Source organism: Sphaerisporangium sp. NPDC005289 (assembly GCF_040607455.1).
In the GTDB taxonomy this organism is placed as follows: Bacteria; Actinomycetota; Actinomycetes; order Streptosporangiales; family Streptosporangiaceae; genus Sphaerisporangium; species Sphaerisporangium rhizosphaerae.
On record NZ_JBEXGS010000016.1, the window covers coordinates 164406 to 185552 of the forward strand.

A 21147-nucleotide genomic window follows, 5' to 3' on the forward strand; every position below is an offset into this window, starting at 1 on the left:
TTCTGGGGACCGAAGATTAGAAACGGGGACAATTTCATGAGGTCAGGGGTATTTCGGCTGCTCGCGCGCGCATTGGCGGCCGCGGTGATGATCGTGCCCTTCGTGGTGGCGCCCGCGCAAGCCTGGACTCCGAGAGCGACGATCGCGTTACGGCCGGCGGCATGGACCTACGTCTCCTCAGCCGAAGCCCAGCGATCGCACTGGAACGAGGACATCGACGCGCCCGTGGGCCTGGCCGGGACGTTCGACCAGGCGGACGAGCCGCCCACGGTGTACAGGTCGTTCTACGGCGGCGCGTACCGTTGGCGGGTGCGCACGGAGGACGCCTACGAGCAGGTCAGCGAGTGGAGCCCGTGGTGTGAGTACGTGGTGGACACCACTAGGCCTGAACGGTCCGGCACGGTCGCGGGAACCCCCTACAGCGGCCCGACCCCCGTCGGCGGGCCGGGCGTGCCCGGCCAGTTCACCATGAGGCCCAACGGCGTGGCGGACGTGGGCGGTTACTACTACAAGATGGACGACGAGCAGTGGAGCCGGGTGGACGCCGGGCCCGACGGCACCGGCACGCTGACCTGGACGCCCACGGCCGCCGGACTCCATCAGTTGGTAGTGGTCAGCGCCGACCGGGCGGACAACCGCTCGATGTTCGTCACGTTCTACTACTTCGTGGTCGCGTCGGCCGGTTGATCACCGGCGGGGCTCCAGGAGGGCCGTACGGCCCCGGCTCTCCTGGTCTTCGCCTCGGACGACCGACTCTCGTCACGACGGCGCGTGAGCGCAGCCTGTCATGGGCTCAGACGCCGGGCGCGTCGTGCTTGATGCCGCTCAGGAATGCCGACCAGTTATCGGGTGTGCAGAACAATGCCGGTCCGGACGGGTTCTTGGTGTCACGTACGGCGACGATGCTCGTGAGGTTCGATGCCACCTCGACACAGTTGCCGCCGTCGGATCCGCTGTGCGTGCTCTTGCGCCACCGAGCGTTTTCGAGATCAACCATTCTGGTCCACCACTTCCTGAATGAGGTTGAGTGACTGTCTGAACGGCACGGCCTCGGAGCTGAACGCGTCGTATCGACGCAGCAGCTTGGTGATCGTGAGGCGGTCTTCCACGACGCGCCCGTTCGGTTGCCCTTCCACGTAGGCGGCATATGAGGTCCCTTGCCGTTCGGCGATGATGAACCCGCCGAGCAACCCGCAGAGTGCTTGCGCCGCGTACGGCACAACCTGGATCGTCACCTTGGGATGCTGGGCGATCTCAAGCAGGTACGTTAGCTGTTCGCGCCGCACTTCCATATCCCCTATAGGGCGATGAAGTACCGACTCGTCGATCAGCATCGCGACGAAGGGCGAATCGTCGCGGTGAAGAATGGTTTGTCGTTGCAGACGGCCCGCGACGCGTTCATCTACCTCCTCCGGCGTCACTCCTGGTTCCGCGGAAAGGATCAGTCGCGCGTACGCCTCCGTCTGGAAGAGCCCCGGGACCACCATCGGCTCCCAGCCGTGGAGGGCTGTGGCGTCTTGTTCTTCTTCCAGCCAGGGACGAAAGTGTTCGGGGGCTTTGTGCCAGGTCGCGGCGGCGTGGAGCCTGGTCATGGCGCCGTCGAGGTCGAGGGCCTGGTCGCAGAGTTCGGCGAAGCGCTGGGACGGCGTTCGCTTGAGGGACTCGATCATGGCGACCATGGACTCGGAGAATCCGATGCGGTCCGCGAGCTGCTTCTGGGTGAGGCCGGCGGCGGTCCTGTGCCGGCGCAGCTCGAAGACGAACAGACCGCGTGGGGAGTCGTGCGGATTTATCTCATTAGAGGATGTCATATTCACCTGCCCGGGGAGAATGGCACTCGGGGTGACGCCTCACCCCCTGGATCACCCCTACTGTGCCTGGGGTGTGCGCCGAATTCACTACCGATGGTAGCCGCGCGTTGACATTCTGGTGCGGCGAAGTCCTCAGGACGCGTGTCCATTACCGGCGCAGGAAAGGTGTTCGCGCATGGCGGCAGGCCGGCTGTTGGGCGTTATCGAACTGGCCGGCTCCCCGGAGTCGGTGTCACAGGCCAGGGAGTTCGTCAGGGCGAAACTCGGTGAGGCTCATCCCGCCATTGACGACGTCACATTGCTGGTGTCCGAGGTCGTCACCAATTCCATCCTCCATTCCGATTCCGGGAACGGTGGAAAGGTGACCCTCGCCATCGCCGACCGCCATGACTTCGTCCACGTCGACGTGGTGGACGCCGGAGGCGGGTCCGCGCCGCGCGTCTGCGGCGAAACGCTCGGAGAGGGCGGCCGAGGGTTGATGCTCGTCGAGCACATCTCGCAGCGGTGGGACGTGTGCGAGGGCGACGCCGGGCGCACGGTCTGGTTCGAGGTGAGATACGAGCGGGGGAGCGGCGACGTCGCGGAGCGCGACGCGGCGTCCTCGTGACGGTCAGCGGCTGTCGAGGACTCGCGTGAGCAGCTCGACGATCGTTCTGGATTCCGCCGGGGAGAGGGCGTGCAGTAGTTCGTTCTGGGCGTCGGCGAGGAGGGCGCTGAGCATTTCCAGGTGGTCCTTACCCGCGGGAGTGAGCGTGACGATATTGCGCCGGCCATGGGCCGGGTCGGGACGCTGCTCGAGAAATCCTCGCTCGGCCATCGCGGTGACCACCGCCACCACGTCGCTGCGGTCGATCCCGGTGCATCGACCGAGTTCGGCCTGGCTGGACGGGCCGAGCTCGTCCAGGGCCGCCAACATCGCGAAGTGGTGCCGGCGGGAACCCGTGCCGGCCAGTGCGCGGTCGGTCAGCCGATTGGCCGCGATCGCCGTCTGATTGATCACCCAGCTCGGAAGGGTGCGCAGCCGGGCGGGGGTCGGGTTCGCGGTGCTGTTCACCTCGCCAGCGTAACCGAATGTTGGCAGCACCATCAATGTCCTGTAGTGTTGGCCATACCATCATTGGTCACACCATCATTAGGGCGATCAATGATGAGGCCTCCCATAAGGGCGGTCGAGTGCTGTGGTCCATCCCTTCCCGTTCGACCGGCACATCACAAGGAGACTCAGATGACCGTGAACCCCCAATCGCGCCCCAGCTTCGGCCGCGCGCTCGGCGAGACCGCGCGCCTGATCGGCAAGCTGCACCGTCGCGCCCTCGCGGACCTCGACTCCGACTTCCCCACCCAGATGCTCCTGACCCTGCTGAAGGAGAAGGACGTTCCCTTGCCCATCGACGAGGTGGCCAAGGAGCTCGACCAGCGCATGGACCTGGCCGAGGCGGACACCCTCCGGGTGCTCGAGCGCGCCGCCGCGGCGGGCCACGTCGCATACCGGCCCGAGAACTCCCCCGCTACAGCGGAACTGACCGAAGCCGGCGACGACCACTTCGCAACCGTGTACGCGCATTCGCGCGAGGTCACCGACGCCGCCTTCGAGGGCATCGATCCCGCTGAGCTCGACACCGCTCTCACGGTGCTGCTGGCGGCCAAGGAACGCGCCGCCGCACTCGCCTGATCCGGCCATGGGGGGGAGGCGCGGGTTCGCAGTCCCTTCCGCGTCACCCCGCCACGGGCGGCTTGATCTGGGTTCCCTGGGCCGACATGAGGTGCCATCCGCCGGTGGGTGTGGTGGTGAAGACGTGGGTGTAGCGGCTGTCCGCGGTGAACGGGGCGCCGTCCGGGCCGGTGAAGCTCATCCCGGTCCGGCCCACGACGATGCCGGTGCCGCCGATGCGCCGGACGACGGCCTCGCCGGGGAAGGACTCGATGACCGGGAACCGCACCGCTCCGGTCGAGACCGCGGTCAGCAGGTCGTCTCTGGTCACCACGGCGCCGTCGCCGACGGCGACCATGACGAAGTCCTCCGCCAGCAGGGACGCCAATCCGGTGACGTCGGCGGCGACCAGGGCGTCGAAGAAGCGGCGGTCGTGGTCGAGCAGTGATGCGCGGTCGTCGGCGGTGGGCGAGGTGCTCAACAGGTCACTCCCGGAGGGGCGGAACGAGTCGATCGCCGCTCGGCGTCCGACGCGGTCCGGGGCGTCCGGACCGGACGATGCTAGAGGTTGACGCCGGTGGCAAGGTCAAGCCCGCTGTGGCCTCTCACGCAGCCTGGCGGCCACGACGAAGAGCGAGGCGGCGAGGGTGGTGAGGAGGCAGAGCCAGGGGAACCAGTCGCCGAAGCGGGTGTAGGGAGTGGCTCCCGGGCCGGCGGGGACGGTGGCGGCGGCCATGGCGAAGGAGTCGGGGCCGGCGTCGGGTCTGGTCCTGGTCTCGGCGCGCACCCGTCCCCACGAGTCGGAGATCATCGGCACGCCGCGCTGGTCGGACCAGGCCACGGCCAGGCCGTTCTCCACGCCGCGCAGCAGCGCCGTACGGCTGTGCTGCCAGCCGTCGACGTCCTCGTCGGAGGCCGGGACGGCCAGCAGCCGGGCCCCGGCGGCGGCGTAGTCGCGGGTGGGGCGGGGGAAGTTGACGTCCCCGCAGACCACCATCCCGGCCCAGGGGGTGCCCGGCAGGTAGGCGAGGTCGTGGCCGGTCCGGCTCACCTGATCCATCCCGGCGTTCCACCTGTGGAACTCGGCCGGGGCGCCGCCGCCCGCCGGGACGGCGAGCGCGGAGTTGTACCGGACTCCCCCTGTGGTGTGGAGCAGGCCGATCACGATGTCGGCCCCCCGGGCGCGGCCCGCCCGTTCCATCGGGCCGACGAGGGCGGGAAGGCTCGCGTCGTCGGCGGCGAACCCCGCCTCGGGCAGCACCACGATCCCGGATCCCTCCGGAAGGCCCGCGATGCGCTCCGCGTAGGCCGCGACCAGCTCGCGCCCCTCCGGAGTCGCGACATCGGTCGCCCAGTGGCCCTGATCCCGGGCGAGGACGACGACGTGTCGCGAGCTCGCGGCGGCGGGCGAGTCGTGCAGGCGGAACGTCCCGTATCCGAGTGCGAGGGCCGATATCACCAGCCCTGCGGCCCCGGCGCGCAGCCGTGCGATGACGGGGATGCCGGTGGCGGAACAGGCGGCGATCGCGGCGGGCACGAGCAGAACCAGGTACTCGACGCCCCAGAACCCGGTCACCGAGGCGATCTGCACCACGGTGGTGACGTCGGCCTGTGTCGTGGCCAGGGTGCCCATGACGCCCGAGGGGCTGGCCAGCGAGGTGAGGTAGAGCACGCCGACCCAGGTGGCGGGGACCGCCAGCGTGGCGAGCACGGCGTGGCCCCGGACGAGCAGGGCGCGGAAGAGCAGCACCGCCACCGCGAACAGGACCGAGCCGCCGATGAGGATGCTCAGGGCGGCGGGCAGCGGGACGGCGAGGGAGGGGCGCGGGCGCAGGAAATAGTCCCAGCTGTTCGCGCTGCCGGCCAGGTAGGCCAGGAACGCGAGCGCCATGGCCCGGCGGGCGGTCACCCTCGGGGCGATCAGCAAGATCGGCAGGGGCGCGATCCATGTCAGCGCCGCGACGGGCGACAGGCCGGTGCCGAGGTACAGCAGCACCGCCGAGCACGCGGCGGCCGCCCACGACCAGGCGCCACTCGCCGAGGAGGCGGAACGGATCGTCCCTCCACCGGCGTCTACGCGTTCCGGACTCGTTCGGGCGGCTTCCTGGGAGGTGTTCTCTGGTGCGCTAAGAGGTGAGTCCATTGAGCATCCTTCTCGCTGAGCGCTCGCACAGGGAGCGGAAGTCCTCTTCTGACATGCCGATGCGCCGGCCGAGATAGAGCTGGACGAGGCCCTGGGTCTGCGCGGTGAGGGCCAGCGTCACCTCCAGGGGGTCGTCCGGCCGCAGGATTCCCAGGCGCATCCCTTCCTCGATGCCCCGGACGATCTGGCTGAACGGGGGTGCGTCGCCGCTGCGGTAGTCCTCGGGGAAGCGGCGGGCCTGGTCCCGCTCCTCCGTCATCAGAAACGTGTACAGGTGCGGGGTGCCGAGGGCGAAGTCGAGGAAGTCGTCGAGCAGGCCGAACATCCGGCCGTCCCAGTCGTCTCCCCGGCTGCGCCCGCCCCAGTGCTGGGCCAGGTCACGGAGAGAGGTCTCGGCGACGGCCCGCAGCAGCGCGTCCCTGTTCGGGTAGTGGCGGTAGATCGCCATGGGCGTGATGCCGGCGGCCTCGGCCACCCGCCGCATGCTGACGGCATCGGCCCCCCGCTCGACCAGAATCGCCCGCGCCGCCGCCGCGATGCGTCCCGCGGTCTGTCCTTCCGTCATGTCTACACCGTATACGCTCCCTGTGTACGCCGTATACATGCTGGATCGGACAGGAGGGTCGGCCGCTCCGAAGAGGGACTGCCTGGTGTGCCGTCCAGGAGCGTTCACCGGTTTGAGCGCCGTAGTCGGCGCCGGCATCGCCGTACCACGACCCGCCGACCTGGCGCCGATCACCGCAGCACGTGGCCGGCGGTGGAGAGCCGCGCCCGGTGAACATGTGTGTCACCGCCAGTGCACGGTGAGCGTCTTGGCCCGACCTTCAAGAGATGGACATGATCGGCGGAAGGGGACGGGGTGTGTAAAGGTTCCGCGCTATGAGATGGGGTGGTTACGCATCTGCCCGTCTCTTGGGAGGTGGAGGTAGAGTCGGGCGGTGACAGTGGCGACTCTTTCCCCGGCTGCCGGGCGCATTGTCCATTCTCCTCCCCGGCTCCTGGTCCATTCTGGACATGGCGCGCCCCCTGGGCGTCCGCCGGCGCCTCCGGCGACAGCCGATGGAAGCGGCAATGCACCGCTTTTCTTCATCTCGTACTTCGATCTCGACACGCGCAGTGTGTGCGTCCAGTGGCTCGTCGATTTCGTCGGCGATTTCACATTCTTCACCGAGACCATTCGTGAAGCCGTCCCCGAGCGGCCCGAATGGGAGCCGCTGTTCCGCATGCCCGGCTCCGCGATCTGGCCGAATCCACATCTGCTCGCGCGCTTACCTGAGAAGGCGCCATCCCTGGGCGTGCCCGGCGTGCTCGCGGCTCCGCAGGCACGTTTCCCCGTCGCTTCACGAGCATCGCGGCGCAGGGTGATGACCGGCGCCGCGTTCGCGATGGCATTGGCCGCATGCGCGGATGCGAGTCTGAACTTCGGCGAGGCGGCTCAGTTCATCAACCAGGCCACCGGCATCGACCCGTGGATGATCGCGGTCGCCGTCTCCGTCCTGACGGGAATCGCCTTCGACAAGCTGTATCCGCCGGACAAGCCCGGATAGGTCGCGTTCGTGGGTCGAAGGTGCGACAGCGGGCGTTCCTGAAGATCTTCTCCACAGTGGTGGGAAGGGCGGGCGGGCGTCGGCCGGCCACGATGCGACCCGCGATCGGGGAGACAGCGGGTTCCGGGAGGGCCCGCGAGGCCCTCCCGGTCGCTTCAGGAGAGGGTGCCGGCGGAGGCGCGGAAGGAGGTCCGGCCGTCGGAGGTCTCGACGGTGACGCGGGTGCCCGAGCAGGTGACCTTGGGCTCGGCGGTGCCGGGGACGACGATGGTGAGCAGGTCGCCGGCCGCGGGAGAGACGACCACCGAGGCGGGCACCTTGGCCATGTAGGACGGTGAGATCCAGCCCTGGTAGGGGTTGGTCTGGGCCCGCACGACCGACTGTCCGCCGATCGGCGCGCAGGACGGCATGGCGAGCTGCACGAGCGTGGCCTTCCAGCCCGACCTGTCCTTCACGACGACCCGCCCGCCGCTGGTGGACACCGGGGTCAGCGCCGGGTCCAGGTGCCAGTAGCTGCGGGCCTTCGCGCCGGAGGCCACCGTGTCCAGCACGGCCATCAGGTCGTCGCCGTGGTTGACCAGCACCGAGCGGTTCCTGCTCACGCCGTAGGCCTTGTCGGTGAGCTTGTACGACTGCCGGTCGTCCTTGATCGACGAGCGGGTCAGGGACGTCGCCGTGCGCCCGCGGAAGGGCTTGCCGACCACGACGGGCACGTTGTGCGCCTCGGGCGACATGGTCCAGTAGCGGTACGCCGTCCGCTCGTAGGAGTGGAACCCGGCCTCCACCAGCACGTCGTGCCCCTGCGCGTAGTAGGTCACGCCCAGGTGGTCCTCGTGCCCATGGAACTTCAGGCCGGGGCCGAACCTGATCGAGTAGTACGCCGATTCGGGCTTGTCCCACGCCGTCCGCCCGAAGACGTAGCCGGTCCGGAACACCTGCACGGTCTTGTTCGCGTGCTTGTACCCCGCCGGCTTGACGTCCGCGCCGCCGTCGCCGATCGGGACCATGAACCCGCTGGGCTCAGTGGCGTGGGTGATGTACCCCTCCAGCGACTCCCAGCGCTTCTCGATCTCGGAGGGCACCTTCCTGCCGCAGTCGGTGATGGCCTCCATGCCGACCTTCAGCCGCTCGTGCACGTAGATGCCGTAACGCGGGGCCTGCTCCTGCAGTGCGCCCTGGGAGTCGATGTCGAGCTTCACCGAGCCGGTCATGCGGCGGACGGCCAGGTCGCTCCATTCCTTGTGCCCGGTGCGGCAGCCGATGCGCAGCAGGGCGATGTCCTGGTCCATCCCATGGTTGTGGCCCTTCTCGTACAGGGCCGGGTCGGAGAGCATCCTGGCGTGGTCGACCAGGCTGCCGGTCAGCCAGGACGCCTTGACGTGGCGGCTCAGGCAGACCAGCACGGGCGCGCGCAACGCGATCGGGTGCTCGTCCCAGGCGTAGGCGCTGGCGCGCGAGCTGCCCCGGGGGTTGCTCTCCACCCAGCTCTTGACCAGCGCGGTCGCGCGGTCGAGCAGCTTCTCGTCCCCGGAGGTCTCGTAGTCGGCGACCAGCCGGCCGACCCAGCGCAGGGAGGAGAACACCATGTCCCAGGAGCGGTTCTTGTACGGGCTCCAGCGCCAGTTGATCGTGGTGCCGATTTTGACGGGCGGCAGGTCGAGGAACTGCACCTCGCCGGACATGACCTGCGCGGAGGTCGGCGTGGCGGGCAGCCAGTCGCCCTGGCATTCGGCGCTCTGCTTCACCGCCGCGGCCCCGGCGGAGCGGTCGGCGCCCGCGGGCGCGGCCTGGAAGGTCCAGCCCCAGGTCAGCAGAAGGGTGGTGAGGAAAGCGAGGGCTCGTGTCCGGCGGCGCACGCCAGTTCCTTCCGTGACCGAAGATGGGGGCGGATCATGCTGTCCGAATCATGACGAACAGGTCAAGTCGCTCGCGCCTCTTCCGCCGCATCGTTAACAACCAGATGCGCCGGACCCAGGCTTCTCCCAGGTATGGCCCGCTTTCTGACCGCCTCACCGGCCCTGTCGGATCAGGACTCCCCGCCGCGTCGCCTCGCCGGACGCCCCCCGGGGACGGATCACCGCTCCGGGCTCGCCGGGCGTGGCGGGCCGGTCACCGCTCCGCCCGTGCCGGGTGCCACGGGCGGGTCACCGTTCCGTGCGCGCCGCGCGCCGGTCAGGCCTTCTTGTGGCCGGTGCTCTGGACGACCTCGAAGGTCCACAGTTCCGAGCCGGTCGCGGCCGGCCCCTGGCCATGGCCGTGCCCCTGACCGTGCCCATGGCCCTGCTCGGCCGCCTCGCCGTGGCCCTGGCCCTGCTCGGCCGCCTGGCCCTGGGCGGCCGCGTCGGCCGCGGCGCGCGCGTGGCCCCGCTGGAAGGACTCACTCTGCTGCCAGCGCTGGAAGTCCTCCTCGCTGCGCCACCGCGTGTACACCAGGTAGCGGTCGGTGCCCTCCAGCGGACGCAGCAACTCGAACCACTCGAAGCCGTCCGAGGACTCCACCATCCCCGCCCGTCCCGCGAACCGGCGTTCCAGTTCCTCCCGCATCTCGTCGGGCACGATCAGAGCGTTGATCTTCACAACCGACATGTCCACTCCTCGCCACGTGACGTCGTAGCCAGGCCCGCGGCCGCACGCGCGCGGAACGCGGTGACGGACCCTGACCCGGCACAGCCACCCTACGATCCGCCCCGTCGCCCACGCCGACGCAGTGCCATCTCCGGCGCCGGCTGATGTTCGGTTTCTGCGATATAGGTGGGCCTTCTCCTGGATACTCGTGCTGCGCCGGAGATCGGGGGAATTCCGGCCTTTGATCAGGGCGGCGGGCGGCGGTGCCGACGCGGGAGGGCTGTACGGGATCGGTCGGAGGCGAGGCCTCCACATGGGCCAATTCCGGCGTGCCTTTTTCGGTAATTCGGTGGGATCAGGTTGGGGTGATCAGTGATGAAGAAGGCGTACGTCTCCTCGACCTACCGGGATCTGCGGGACGAGCGCGCGGTCGTACGGCAGGCGCTGCACGAGATGCGCGTCGCGGACCTCGCCATGGAGGCGTACGTCGCCGACGCCCATCCCGCCGCCGAGAAGTGCCTGGCGGACGTACGGGACTGCGACCTCTACATCGGCATCTTCGCCTGGCGGTACGGCCACGTCCCGCCGGACCACGATCGGGCGATCACCGAACTGGAGTACCGGGCGGCGGTCGAGGCCGGCATACCCGTGCTGATCTTCCTGCTGCACGAGGACGCCCCCTGGCCTCGATCGAAGATGGACACGGACGTCACCCGCATCGAGGCCTTACGCGCCGAACTCGCCGACCGGCACATCATCAGCTTCTTCACCTCTCCGGAGGAGCTGGGCCGCAAGGTCGCGGCGGCCGTCCACCTCACGCTCGGCGATCAGCGACCCGCTCTGCCGTCCGGCCCGCACCTGGACTCCGGCGCCGTGCGGACCTACTACCAGCGGCTCATCCGGCAGTACAGCAGGCTGGACCTGGAGACGCTGACCCCGCCGCGGTACGCCGACGAGATGCGCTTCGCCCTCGGCTCGGTGTTCGTGGAACAGGACGTCCGGGAGGACGTGCCGCCGCTGGACCTGCCCAAGGAGCTGTGGCGGTGGATCCGCGCCGAAGGGAACCTCGATGCGCGTGATCTTCCAGACCATGACGACCGCGAGGAGGTCCGTCGCCTCGCCACCGCCTACCGGGAGCGCCCTCGGCGCAAGGTGCTGGAGTTCCTCACCGGCGGCGAGGCCCGCAACACCGTGCTGCTCGGCGACCCGGGCGCCGGCAAGTCGACCCTGGCCCGTTACCTGATGCTCGCGCTCGCCGGGACCGGCGCCGAACTGCCGGCCTTCAAGGGGCACCTGCCGCTGCTGGTCGAGCTGAAGTCCTACGCGGGGTCGGGCCGCGCGACGTTCCTCGACTACCTGGACCACCTGTGCCACACCGAGTCGCTTGGCCTGACCTGCGACGACCTGCACGCCTACCTTGGCGCCGGCGGGCCCGCACTGGTCGTCTTCGACGGCCTGGACGAGATCTTCGACCCCGGGGAGCGGGCCACCGTGACGCGGCGCATCGCCGGGTTCGCCGAGCGGTACCCCTCGGCCCGCGTCCTGGTCACCTCGCGGATCATCGGCTACGCCAAGGCCACCCTGGCGGACGCCGGGTTCGCCCACGCCACCCTGCAGGACCTCGACCCGGAGCAGATCAGGTCCTTCCTCACCTCCTGGTACCACCTCGCGCTGCACGACCGCCCCGCCGACGCGGTCAGCCGTACCGAGCGCATCGCGGACGCGGTGGAGAACATCCGGTCGGTGCGCGAGATGGCGGGCAACCCGCTGCTGCTGACCATCCTGGCGATCATCGGACGGCACCAGGAGCTGCCGCGCGAGCGCTGGAAGGTGTACGAGTACGCCGCGACGGTGCTCGTGCAGCGCTGGGACGTCGAGCGCTATCTGCGCGACGAGAGCCCGCACGTCGACCACATCGGCGAGGAGGAGAAGGGCGAGCTGCTGCGCCGGGTCGCCCTGCGCATGCAGCTCGGCGGCCGGGGCGGGACCGGTGGCAACTACCTGACCGCCGAGGAACTGCGGGAGGAGTTCGAGGACTACCTCACGACCCGGTTCCGGCACCCGCCGGCCGAGGCCACGCGCATCGCCCGGGTGATGATCCGTCAGTTCCGCGAGCGCAACTTCATCCTCAGCCGGTATGGCACCGAGTTGTACGGGTTCGTACACCGGGCCCTGCTGGAGTACTTCTGCGCCGAGGCGTACCGCTGGCAGCTCGAACGCGACGGCACGCTCAGCCTGGACGAGCTCAAGACCGAGGTGTTCGGCGCGCACTGGAACGACCCGGCCTGGCGCGAGGTGCTGCGCCTGATCGCCGGCATGGTCACCGACGCCCGCACCGCCGAGATCGTCACCTACCTGGCCGACCAGGTCAACTGGCCCTGGCCCTGGACCATCTCCGGCGGCGATCTGCCGTGGAACGTCATCCTTGCCGCCCAGTGCCTGGCGGAGAAACGCCCCTCGGCCGAACTGGAGGAGGCGGGCGGCCGGGTGATCGTGCGTATCGTGCAGACACTGGAATACGGCGGCGACACGCGGGATCTGTTCGCCGTGGTGCTCGGCCTGCAGATCCTGACCACCGTCCAGACTCTCGGCCCGGAATGGCCGGGACGCGAGACCTACCTGGCATGGTTCCTCCGGCGCGGGGCGCACCAGCCCTGGAGAGCGGTTGTCGAGGTGGCGGCGGCGATCGCCGTCGCGCTGATCCCGGGCGACCGTCGGCTGCCGGACGCCTTGCTGACGATGGTGCAGGCGCGCTACTCCCGCGAAAAATCCGCCTTCGACACAGACGGTGCACTGCCGGTCGCGTGGCCGTCGCTGATGTCCCCGGCGCAGGAAGCCCTCCAGCGGTTCTTCGGCCACCCGGACCACCGCGCCACTCTGCTGCATGCCGTGGAACCTGGAGGAAAGGTACGCGCCGCGGCGGTGGCGGGTCTGGCGGGCGCCCTGGACGACCCCGCTGTGCTGCCCCTGCTGCTGGAGTGCACGGCCGACGAGGACTGGCGGGTCCGTGCCGCCGCGGTGACGGCGCTGTCGGGCATGCTGGACGACCCGGCGGTCCGCCGGGCGGTGCTGGACCGGGTCGCCGACGCGGCCACGGAGGTCCAGACCGCCGTGGCGCGCGCACTCGGCGGCATCGCCGCCGACCCCGACGTGCTCCCGTCGATCCTGCGGTGGACCAGGGACGAGTACAGCGTGATCCGGTACACGGATCATGATCAGCCGGCCATCGTCGCCCGGGGGCATCTCCGGGACGTCGCCGGTGATCCCGGTGGGCTGGCCCTCCTGCTGCGGTACGCGGCCGGTGGCGATCATGAGCTTCGCGCGGCCGCCCTCGCCGCACTCGGCCATGCGCCGCCGGACGACCCCGATGTACGTGAGGCGTTGATGCGAGCGGTGGCCGACCCGGACCCGGAGATCCGCGCCATCGCCGTGCGCGCGGGCGCCGGCGCGGTCGCCGATCCGGGCGTGCGCGCGGCCGTGCTGCGGTGCACCGCCGACGAGGACGACGAGATCCGTACTGCGGCGGCGGAGGCCCTGGCGGGCGCCGTCCATGATCCCGCTGTCCGGACGGCACTCATCGGACTCTGCGCCGACTCCGAAGGCAAGGTCCAGCGGGCCGCCGTGACCGCTCTGGGCAAAGCGGCCGGCGACCCCCAGGCGCGAGACGTGATCCTGGCGATGGCCGTCGACGAACGACGCGAGAGCAGGGCCGCGGCGATCACGGTCCTGGCGGAGTTGTCCGACGAGCCCGAGGCACGGCGGCTACTGATCGCCGCCGCCACCGACGGGTCCATCGACATGCAGATCAATGCCCTTCTGGTGCTGGGCCGGCTGAACGGGGACGTCGCGGTACGTGCGGCGCTGATCGAGTGCGCTAGGACCGGGAGCGCTCGAATCGAGAGCGCTGGGACCGGGAGCGCTCGGATGACGACAGATAGCTTGATCCGATTGCTGGCCTTGCAGGCGCTGGGCCACGGGCCGGACGCTTCCGCGTCGCGTGCGGCACTGATGGAGTCGATGATCAGTAATCATGGTGAACCTGTCCGGGCGACGCTGAGGACCCTTGTTTCGCTCCGGCCGACCCATGAGGAACTGGCGGAGGCGCTGGCGCGTGCCACCCCGTCCGCCGAGCTGAACGAGGCCATCACCAGGCACCTGGCCTGCTGCTCGGCGGACTTCTCGATCGAGGATCTGCCCGATCTGCCGGCGGATACGGCGGCCGGGGAGTGACCTGGGCCACTCGCGCCGGTGCCCGGGGAGGGCTCGGCGGGGTGCTGGTGGTGATGGCAGCGGAGGCCGGTGGGCGGCACTAGCCTTGGAGGGTGCGTATCGCAAGGTTCTCCACAGGTGAGGGTGTCGCGTTCGGCGTGGTCGAGGGCGCTCAGGGTGAGGAGTTCATCTCCAGGATCGACGGGCATCCGTTCGGCGCGATCCAGTTCACCGGCGAGCGCTACCCGCTGCAGGAAGTGCGGCTCGTGACGCCGATGCTGCCGAGCAAGATCATCGCAGTCGGCAAGAACTACGCCGAGCACGCCCGCGAGATGGGCGGCGAGCCGCCGGCCGAGCCGCTGATCTTCAGCAAGCCGTCCACGTCGGTGATCGGCCCGAGCGAGGCGATCGCCTACCCGCACAAGCTCTCCGAGCGGGTCGACTACGAAGGCGAGCTGGCCGTCGTGATCGGGCGCCTGTGCCGCGAGGTGCCGGTCGAGCGCGCCCACGAGGTCATCTTCGGCTACACCTGCGCCAACGACGTCACCGCCCGCGACCTGCAGCGCAAGGACGGGCAGTGGACGCGGGCCAAGGGCTTCGACACCTTCTGCCCGCTCGGGCCGTGGATCCAGACCGAGCTCGACCCCGCCGACCTGGCCCTCACCACCACGGTGAACGGCGAGCTCAAGCAGAGCGGGCGCACCTCCCAGCTCATCCATGACATCCCCAAGCTCATCGCCTACATCACCGACGTCATGACGCTCATCCCGGGCGACGTGATCCTCACCGGCACGCCCGAGGGGGTCGGCCCGCTGGAGGACGGCGACGAGGTCAGCGTGGGCATCGAAGGCATCGGCACTCTCACCAACCGGGTGGTCTCCCGTGACTGATCTGCAGGAGGGCTCGGCGGAGCCCACGCTCAGGGTGCGGTTCGCGCCCTCGCCGACCGGCATGTTCCACGTGGGCGGCGCGCGGTCCGCGCTGTTCAACTGGGCGCTGGCCGAGCAGTCGGGCGGCCGCTTCGTGCTGCGCGTCGAGGACACCGACGCCGCCCGCAACCGGCCCGAGTGGACCGAGGGCATCATCTCGGCCCTCGCCTGGATCGGCATCCACGGCGACTCCCCGCACTTCGAGGGCCCCTACTTCCAGTCGGCGTACGAGGAGCAGCACCGCGCCGCCGCCGCCAAGCTGGTCGCGGACGGCAACGCCTACCACTGCACCTGCACCCGCGAGGACGTCAAGGCCCGCACCGGCTCCGAGCACCAGGGGTACGACGGGTTCTGCCGCGACCGCGGGCTCGCCGAGGGGGCGGTGCGCTACCGCACCCCCGACGAGGGCATCACCGTGGTGGACGACCTGGTACGCGGGCGGGTGGAGTTCCCGAACAAGGCCATGGAGGACTTCGTCATCGCCCGCGGCGACGGCTCTCCGCTGTTCGTGCTGGCCAACGTGATCGACGACATCGAGATGCGCATCACCCACGTCGTCCGCGCCGAGGAGCACCTGTCCAACACGCCCAAGCAGCAGTTGCTGTGGCGGGCCCTCGGCGTCGAGCCTCCCGTGTGGGCGCACGTCCCGGTGATCGTCAACGAGAAGCGGCAGAAGCTGTCCAAGCGCCGCGACAAGGTGGCGCTGGAGTCCTACCGCGACGAGGGCTACCTGCCCGAGGCGATGGTCAACTACCTCATGCTGCTCGGCTGGGGGCCGGGCGGCGACCGCGAGATCATGCCGTGGTCTGAGATGGTGCCGCTGTTCAAGCTCGAAGACGTCAACCCCTCCCCGGCGTTCTTCGACGAGAAGAAGCTGCGGGCGTTCAACGGCGAGTACATCCGGGCGCTGCCGCTCGCGACCTTCATCGCGCGCTGCGAGCCCTGGCTCGACCCCTCGTGGGGGCGCGAGACGTTCGCCAAGGTCGCGCCGCTGGCGCAGACCCGCATCGCCGTGCTGTCGGAGATCACGGCCAACGTCGACTTCCTGTTCCTGGACGAGCCGGTCTTCGACCAGGCGAGCTGGGACAAGGCGATGAAGCCGGGCGCCGAGAACATCCTGGCGGGCTACCTCCAGCGGCTGGAGTCGGTGTCGTTCGACCCCGAGTCTCTGAAGACCGCCCTTGAGGAGGTCGGCGCCGAGCACGGCCTCAAGCTCGGCAAGGCCCAGGCCCCCGTGCGGGTCGCGATCACCGGCCGGACGGTCGGGCTCCCGCTGTTCGAGTCGATCGAGGTGCTGGGCCGCGAGCGCGCCCTGGACCGCCTGCGCGCGGCCCTGGCCAAGCTGCAGGACGCGGCGAGCTGAGGCTCCCAGGCGCGGCGACCTGAGGGTCTTAGGCGCGGCGACCTGAGAATGCCAGGCGCGGTGAGCTGAGACTCCCGGGCGCGGTCCGGGCCTTCGGGCCCGGACGCGTCCGTGGCGCGGCGTGGGTCACAGGAGGCCGCGGCGCTCCAGGAGGGGCTCGATGCGCGGGTCGCGGCCGCGGAAGGCGCGGAAGGCGGTCATGGCGTCCACGCTGCCGCCCTTGGACAGCAGCTCGCGGCGGAAGGTGTCGCCGTTCTCGCGGGTCAGGCCGCCGTTCTCCCTGAACCACTCCACCGTGTCGGCGTCGAGGACCTCACTCCAGATGTAGGAGTAGTAGCCCGCGCTGTACCCGCCCACCCAGATGTGGGCGAAATAGGTGCTGCGGTAGCGCGGCGGCACGAGGGGCAGGTCGACGCCGGCGTTGCGCAGCGCCTGCCGCTCGAACTCCTGGGCGTCGCGGGGCTCCTCGGTGAAGGTGTGCCAGGCCCAGTCGAGCAGGGTGGCCGCGAGGTACTCCACCGTGGCGTAGCCCTGGTTGAACTTCTGGGCCTCCAGCATGCGGTCGGCGAGGTCCTGCGGCATGGGCTCGCCGGTCTCGTGGTGGCGGGCGTAGTTGGCCAGCACCTCGGGCCAGGTGGCCCACATCTCGTTGACCTGCGAGGGATACTCGACGAAGTCGCGCGGCACGGCCGTGCCGGAGAACCTCGGGAACCGCACGGCCGAGAACAGCCCGTGCAGGGCGTGCCCGAACTCGTGGAACATCGTGTTGACCTGCTCCCAGGTCATCAGGGTCGGCTCGCCGGCCGGGGGCTTGACGATGTTGAGGTTGTTGACCACCACCGGCCGGGTGCCCTCGAGCTCCGACTGCTTGACCAGGCTGTTCATCCACGCCCCGCCGCGCTTGGACGCCCGGGCGTAGAAGTCGCCGAGGAACAGCCCGAGCGGGGAGCCGTCCTCGTCGGTCACCTCGAAGACCCGCACGTCGGGGTGGTAGCCGACCAGATCGGAGCGCTCGGCGAACCGCAGGCCGTAGAGCTTGCCGGCCGCGTGGAAGACCCCGTCGCGCAGGACGCGGTCGAGCTCGAAGTACGGGCGCATCTGGCGGCTGTCGATCGAGTAGCGCGCTTCGCGCACCTTCTCGGCGTAGAACGACCAGTCCCACGCGGCGATGTCGAAGCCGGCCTCGGCGCGCAGTTCGTCGGCCTCGCGGTGGGCGTTGGCCACGGCCGCGGGGGTCAGCTTGGCGAGCATCTCGGTGACGGCGCGCGTGCCCGGCGCGGTCTGGTCGGCGACGACGTACTCGGCGTGGTTCTCGTAGCCGAGCAGCGCCGCCCGCTCGGCCCTGAGCTTCGCCATGCGGACCACGAGCTCGGAGTTCTCTGCGAGGCCCCGCTCGACGGAGGCGCGGTGGATGCGCTCGCGCAGGGCGCGGTCGGTCAGCTCCTCCAGCGCGGCCTGGCCGGTGGGCAGCACCAGGGTGAGGACGTACTTGCCATCGAGGCCCCGGGACTTCGCGGTCTCGGCGGCGGACTTGATGGCGTCCTCGGACAGGCCGTCCAGCTCGGCGGCGTCCTCGACCACGATGGCCGCGGCGTTGGTGGCGGCGAGGAGGTTCTGCTCGAAACGGGTGGAGAGGGTGGACAGCTCCTCGTTGAGAGACCTCAGCCGCTCCTGATCGGCCGGCTCGAGTTCGGCGCCCGCCCGGACGAAGTCGGTGACGTAGCGTTCGAGCAGGAAGCGCTCCTCGGCGTCCAGGCCGTCGACGGGGATGGCCTTGATGCGCGCGAACAGCCGCCGGTCGAGATGGATGGCGTCGCTGTGCTTGGTGAGCTTGGGCGTGACGTCCTTCTGGATCTCCTGGACGGCGGGGTTGGTGTCGGAGGACGCCTGGTTGAAGAACACCGTCGAGACGCGCGACAGGAGCTCACCGGACCGCTCGAGCGCTGCCACGGTGTTGTCGAAGGTCGGCGCCTCCTCGCCGGCCGCGATGACCTCGACCTCGGCGAGCTGCTCGGCCATGCCGCGTTCGAAGGCGGGCGCGTAGTGCTCCTCGCGGATCTCCGCGAACGGAGGCAGGCGGTAGGGCAGGGCACTGGGGGCGAAGAAGGGGTTCTCGGTCAACGCGCGGGCTCCTCACGTGGCGACGGCTCTCCTTGCAGCGTTACACAGCCTGGCCGTGCTCGGCACATCAAGCGGCGATCCTGTGGACGACCGCCCGCTTCAGGGGCCGACCAGGGGGAATCTCGTGGTTGGGCAATCGTTTTGGTCTTGGCCCCCAAGCTGGGCTATTCTTTCGGAAGTCGCGAGCGGGCCCGGCGACGAGCAGGGGCCGTGAGCAATGGGGTATGGGGTAATTGGCAGCCCGGCTGATTCTGGTTCAGCTAGTCTAGGTTCGAGTCCTGGTACCCCAGCAGGTTTCCTGCTGAGCGCCTATGTCCGTGAAGGACATAGGCGCTTCGTTTTTCCGGCGCCGCCTCCCCGCCTGCCGCTGCCGGCGCGCCCGCCACCGTTCGCTCGCTCACCGTTCACTCGCTCCCCGTTCGGCTGCCCTCCCGCTCCGTTCGGCCGCCGCCCGCCGTCCGCCGAGTGGCGCCCGCCGTCCGCCGGGTGGCGCGGGGCCGGTGGCGCGGGGCCTCCGCGCCGACCTGGTCGATCACACGGTCCCGCGGCGTGGAGCCTCACCTGGCCAGGCCTGGGCCGACCGGGCCGGGCCTGAGCCGGCGGCCGGTGGGCGGTAACGGTTTGGTCGTGCTCTGCGGGGTGCGGTAGAGTTACGGCCGTTGCCGGGGCGTCCGCAAGGGCGCCTCCGTCGATTAGGACAGCTGCAGGGTCCCGTCGTCTAGTGGCCTAGGACGCCGCCCTCTCAAGGCGGTAACGCCGGTTCGAATCCGGTCGGGACTACTCTGCAGTGACATGGCCGCAAGGCCTGTCGGCCTGGCTCCGTCGTCTAGTGGCCTAGGACGCCGCCCTCTCAAGGCGGTAGCGCCGGTTCGAATCCGGTCGGGGCTACACCGCAGCTCGGGAACCCTCGGAAGCTCGTCTTCCGGGGGTTTTTCGCATTCCCCCCCTCTTCCGCAGCGCGGGTCCCCGCGGACGGTCGGTCCGCGGGGACGGGCGCAGGAGCGGAGCGGGCGGCCTACTCGGCGGCGTCGGGCGCGGCCTTGGAGCGGGCCTTGAACAGGGCGCGCTTGGCGGCCTTGGCGACCTGCTTGTCGGGGTGGGCCTCGCTGATGGCCTCCAGCAGCTCCTCGACGTGCGGGTGCGGCATCTTCCAGATCACCTCCAGCAGACTGCTGAGCACGGGCGCGGGGCCGATGTCGTGCAGGCTGCTGACGAACTCGGGCCGGCCGAGGCCCGCCGAGATCGTCCACATGTCCAGGATGAGCCAGTGGGTGTCGCTCTGGCTCGGCTCAGGCGCGTCGTCGATGCCGAGCTGGGCCAGGTGGGTGGCGGCGTAGGGCCGCAGCGACGGCTCGTTCAGCGCCTCCCGCCAGGCGGGGACGGCGACCGGCCCCAGAGAGCCGACCAGGCTGGCCGCCTGGACGCGGATCAGCGCGTCGGCCTCGTCCTCCGCGGCGGCCTCCAGGAGCTCCTCAGCGGCCGTCGCGGGCTCGCGCAGGCGCATCCAGGCGGCGAACTCGGCGTCGGCCTCCTCCTCGGGCAGGTCGGCGCTGAGCGACAGCAGGTCGAGCGCGGTCATCGCGTCGATCGCGGGACGCGCGTCCACCTCGATGTCGTCGTCGTCCAGCAGGTGGACCACGCCCTCGGTGCCGAGGGCGGTGAGCCGCACGCGGTCGTCCTCGACGGTGACCATGCCGTAGCCGGACAGCCACTCGACGACGGAGGCGAGCGGGTCGCCGGCCTCTTCCCAGGCGGCACTGCCGAGGTCGTCGAACTCGGCGGCGGCCTCGGCGAGCTCTTCGCGCAGCTCGCCGAGCGGCCGTTCGCCCTCGGCGACCAGCAGCCTGACGAGCAGCGCGCGGGTCAGACCGGAGAGCGCGAGCGTCAGATCGTCGTCGTCCAGCTCGGGGTCGCCGTAGTCGACCGAGTGGAGCCCGAGCATCCAGGCGTCCAGGACGTCCTCGTCGTTCTCGAACGGCCACGCGGCGGTGTCGGCGTCGACGCTGACGGTGTCCTCACCGTCGGGGGTGAGGAACTCGAGGTCGACGGCGAGGTTCCACAGGTTCCACAGGGCCGGGACGGCGTGGGCGAACGGCTTCTCGTCCGGCTCGGGCAGCCCGAGAACGGCCAGGGCCTGGCTGATCTCGTCGTCGCTCAGCAGGCTGTCCTCGCCGACCTTGCGCGACCTGCCGACCCAGACGGCCAGGTCGCGGGCCTTGTGGATCAGCGGGACCTCCCGCGCCGCGTCGGCGAGCTCGGCGTCGGGGCGCAGGCGGATGGTGGGCAGATCGGCCAGCTCGTCGGTGAAGGGCTCGAAGTCGCCGAGACCCTCGACCTCTTCCTCGTCGAGCTCGTCGTCCTCCTCCTCCCAGTCACGCTCGCCCAGGACCTCCTCCATGGCCTCGACGAAGTCCTCCTCGACGGCGTCCAGCTCGTCGAGGAGATCGTCCAGGTCGTCGGAGCCCTCGGCCAGGCGGCCGGTCTCGGACAGGAAGGTCAGGTAGGAGCGCACGGCCGGGACCATGCCGTCGGCGGCCGCGTCGGGATCCTCGACGACCTGCGGGAGGCGTTCGACCAGCACCATGCGCAGGTCTTCGCGCTTCCACAGGTGGACGTCGTCGCGAGCGATCAGGCGGTGCCAGAGAGCGGCGGGTCCCACCAGGTCGGGATCACTGTCCGGTGCGTTGTCGGGTGCCCAGAGAATGAACTCTTGAAGGAGGGGACGCAGCTCCGTCGCGGCTGCCTCGATGCGATCTGTCACTCCGCCAGGCTAGTGCTTGGCGGCGGCCGTCTCTAATCAGTTCGCAC

Annotated in this window: 17 protein-coding genes and 3 tRNA genes; 10 read left to right on the forward strand and 10 right to left on the reverse strand. The window is 70.0% G+C overall.

What is annotated here, in order from left to right:
• Window positions 1-36 precede the first annotated feature (36 nt).
• Window positions 37-687: a hypothetical protein gene (locus ABZT47_RS26395; RefSeq protein WP_354847392.1), complete on the forward strand. Its 651-nt coding sequence runs from the start codon at window positions 37-39 to the stop codon at window positions 685-687.
• Between the two features lie 106 nt (window positions 688-793).
• Here the strand turns inward: ABZT47_RS26395 and ABZT47_RS26400 are convergent, their stop codons facing one another.
• Window positions 794-997: a DUF397 domain-containing protein gene (locus ABZT47_RS26400; RefSeq protein ID WP_354847395.1), complete on the reverse strand. Its 204-nt coding sequence runs from the start codon at window positions 995-997 to the stop codon at window positions 794-796.
• The gene (locus ABZT47_RS26405) at window positions 990-1811 is read right to left on the reverse strand and encodes a helix-turn-helix transcriptional regulator (RefSeq protein WP_354847539.1); all 822 of its coding nucleotides are present in this window, start codon (window positions 1809-1811) and stop codon (window positions 990-992) included. Before ABZT47_RS26405 ends, ABZT47_RS26400 begins: the two co-directional genes overlap by 8 nt.
• A 175-nt stretch (window positions 1812-1986) precedes the next feature.
• On the opposite strand from ABZT47_RS26405, the gene ABZT47_RS26410 reads away from it, so the two are divergent.
• Window positions 1987-2418, forward strand: coding sequence for an ATP-binding protein (locus tag ABZT47_RS26410; protein ID WP_354847398.1), 432 nt, complete (start codon window positions 1987-1989; stop codon window positions 2416-2418).
• 3 nt (window positions 2419-2421) lie between these two features.
• On the opposite strand, the gene ABZT47_RS26415 is transcribed toward ABZT47_RS26410, so the two are convergent.
• Window positions 2422-2865 (reverse strand): MarR family winged helix-turn-helix transcriptional regulator, encoded by a 444-nt coding sequence (locus tag ABZT47_RS26415; RefSeq protein WP_354847401.1) that lies wholly within the window; start codon window positions 2863-2865, stop codon window positions 2422-2424.
• Window positions 2866-3036: 171 nt separating this feature from the next.
• Between ABZT47_RS26415 and ABZT47_RS26420 the strand changes: the two genes are divergently transcribed.
• A complete protein-coding gene (locus ABZT47_RS26420) occupies window positions 3037-3483 on the forward strand; it encodes a hypothetical protein (RefSeq protein WP_354847404.1) in 447 nt (148 codons plus the stop codon).
• Window positions 3484-3526: 43 nt separating this feature from the next.
• Here the strand turns inward: ABZT47_RS26420 and ABZT47_RS26425 are convergent, their stop codons facing one another.
• From ABZT47_RS26425 to ABZT47_RS26435, 3 genes are all read right to left on the reverse strand, one after another.
• On the reverse strand, window positions 3527-3943 hold the full coding sequence (locus tag ABZT47_RS26425) for a nuclear transport factor 2 family protein (protein WP_354847407.1): 417 nt from the start codon (window positions 3941-3943) through the stop codon (window positions 3527-3529).
• 105 nt (window positions 3944-4048) lie between these two features.
• Window positions 4049-5605, reverse strand: a complete 1557-nt coding sequence (locus ABZT47_RS26430) for a nitrilase-related carbon-nitrogen hydrolase (protein WP_354847410.1) — start codon at window positions 5603-5605, stop codon at window positions 4049-4051.
• Window positions 5589-6170 (reverse strand): TetR/AcrR family transcriptional regulator, encoded by a 582-nt coding sequence (locus ABZT47_RS26435; RefSeq protein ID WP_354847413.1) that lies wholly within the window; start codon window positions 6168-6170, stop codon window positions 5589-5591. The genes ABZT47_RS26430 and ABZT47_RS26435 overlap by 17 nt, the downstream gene beginning before the upstream one ends.
• Window positions 6171-6543: 373 nt before the next feature.
• On the opposite strand from ABZT47_RS26435, the gene ABZT47_RS26440 reads away from it, so the two are divergent.
• Window positions 6544-7152, forward strand: a complete 609-nt coding sequence (locus ABZT47_RS26440; protein WP_354847416.1) for a hypothetical protein — start codon at window positions 6544-6546, stop codon at window positions 7150-7152.
• 155 nt (window positions 7153-7307) lie between these two features.
• On the opposite strand, the gene ABZT47_RS26445 is transcribed toward ABZT47_RS26440, so the two are convergent.
• Complete coding sequence (locus ABZT47_RS26445) at window positions 7308-9008, reverse strand: heparinase II/III family protein (RefSeq protein WP_354847419.1); 1701 nt, start codon at window positions 9006-9008, stop codon at window positions 7308-7310.
• 316 nt (window positions 9009-9324) lie between these two features.
• The gene (locus ABZT47_RS26450) at window positions 9325-9738 is read right to left on the reverse strand and encodes an antibiotic biosynthesis monooxygenase (RefSeq protein ID WP_354847422.1); all 414 of its coding nucleotides are present in this window, start codon (window positions 9736-9738) and stop codon (window positions 9325-9327) included.
• Window positions 9739-10092: 354 nt separating this feature from the next.
• Here ABZT47_RS26450 and ABZT47_RS26455 point away from each other — a divergent pair, with 354 nt between their 5' ends.
• The 3 genes from ABZT47_RS26455 (at window position 10093) to gltX (ending at window position 16218) form a co-directional block, all read left to right on the forward strand.
• Window positions 10093-13947 (forward strand): HEAT repeat domain-containing protein, encoded by a 3855-nt coding sequence (locus ABZT47_RS26455; RefSeq protein ID WP_354847425.1) that lies wholly within the window; start codon window positions 10093-10095, stop codon window positions 13945-13947.
• Window positions 13948-14039: 92 nt separating this feature from the next.
• Window positions 14040-14816, forward strand: coding sequence for a fumarylacetoacetate hydrolase family protein (locus tag ABZT47_RS26460; RefSeq protein WP_354847428.1), 777 nt, complete (start codon window positions 14040-14042; stop codon window positions 14814-14816).
• A gap of 1 nt (window position 14817) precedes the next feature.
• Window positions 14818-16218, forward strand: coding sequence for a glutamate--tRNA ligase (gene gltX, locus ABZT47_RS26465; RefSeq protein ID WP_354847542.1), 1401 nt, complete (start codon window positions 14818-14820; stop codon window positions 16216-16218).
• A 126-nt stretch (window positions 16219-16344) separates the two neighbouring features.
• Here the strand turns inward: gltX and ABZT47_RS26470 are convergent, their stop codons facing one another.
• Complete coding sequence (locus ABZT47_RS26470) at window positions 16345-18339, reverse strand: M3 family metallopeptidase (RefSeq protein WP_354847431.1); 1995 nt, start codon at window positions 18337-18339, stop codon at window positions 16345-16347.
• 218 nt (window positions 18340-18557) lie between these two features.
• On the opposite strand from ABZT47_RS26470, the gene ABZT47_RS26475 reads away from it, so the two are divergent.
• The 3 genes from ABZT47_RS26475 to ABZT47_RS26485 all read left to right on the forward strand — a co-directional run bounded on the left by ABZT47_RS26475 (window position 18558) and on the right by ABZT47_RS26485 (window position 19227).
• Window positions 18558-18629 (forward strand) — tRNA-Gln (locus ABZT47_RS26475).
• Window positions 18630-19046: 417 nt separating this feature from the next.
• Window positions 19047-19119, forward strand: a tRNA-Glu gene (locus tag ABZT47_RS26480).
• 35 nt (window positions 19120-19154) lie between these two features.
• Window positions 19155-19227, forward strand: a tRNA-Glu gene (locus ABZT47_RS26485).
• Window positions 19228-19354: 127 nt separating this feature from the next.
• Here the strand turns inward: ABZT47_RS26485 and ABZT47_RS26490 are convergent.
• The gene (locus tag ABZT47_RS26490) at window positions 19355-21100 is read right to left on the reverse strand and encodes a hypothetical protein (protein ID WP_354847434.1); all 1746 of its coding nucleotides are present in this window, start codon (window positions 21098-21100) and stop codon (window positions 19355-19357) included.
• Window positions 21101-21147 lie beyond the last annotated feature (47 nt).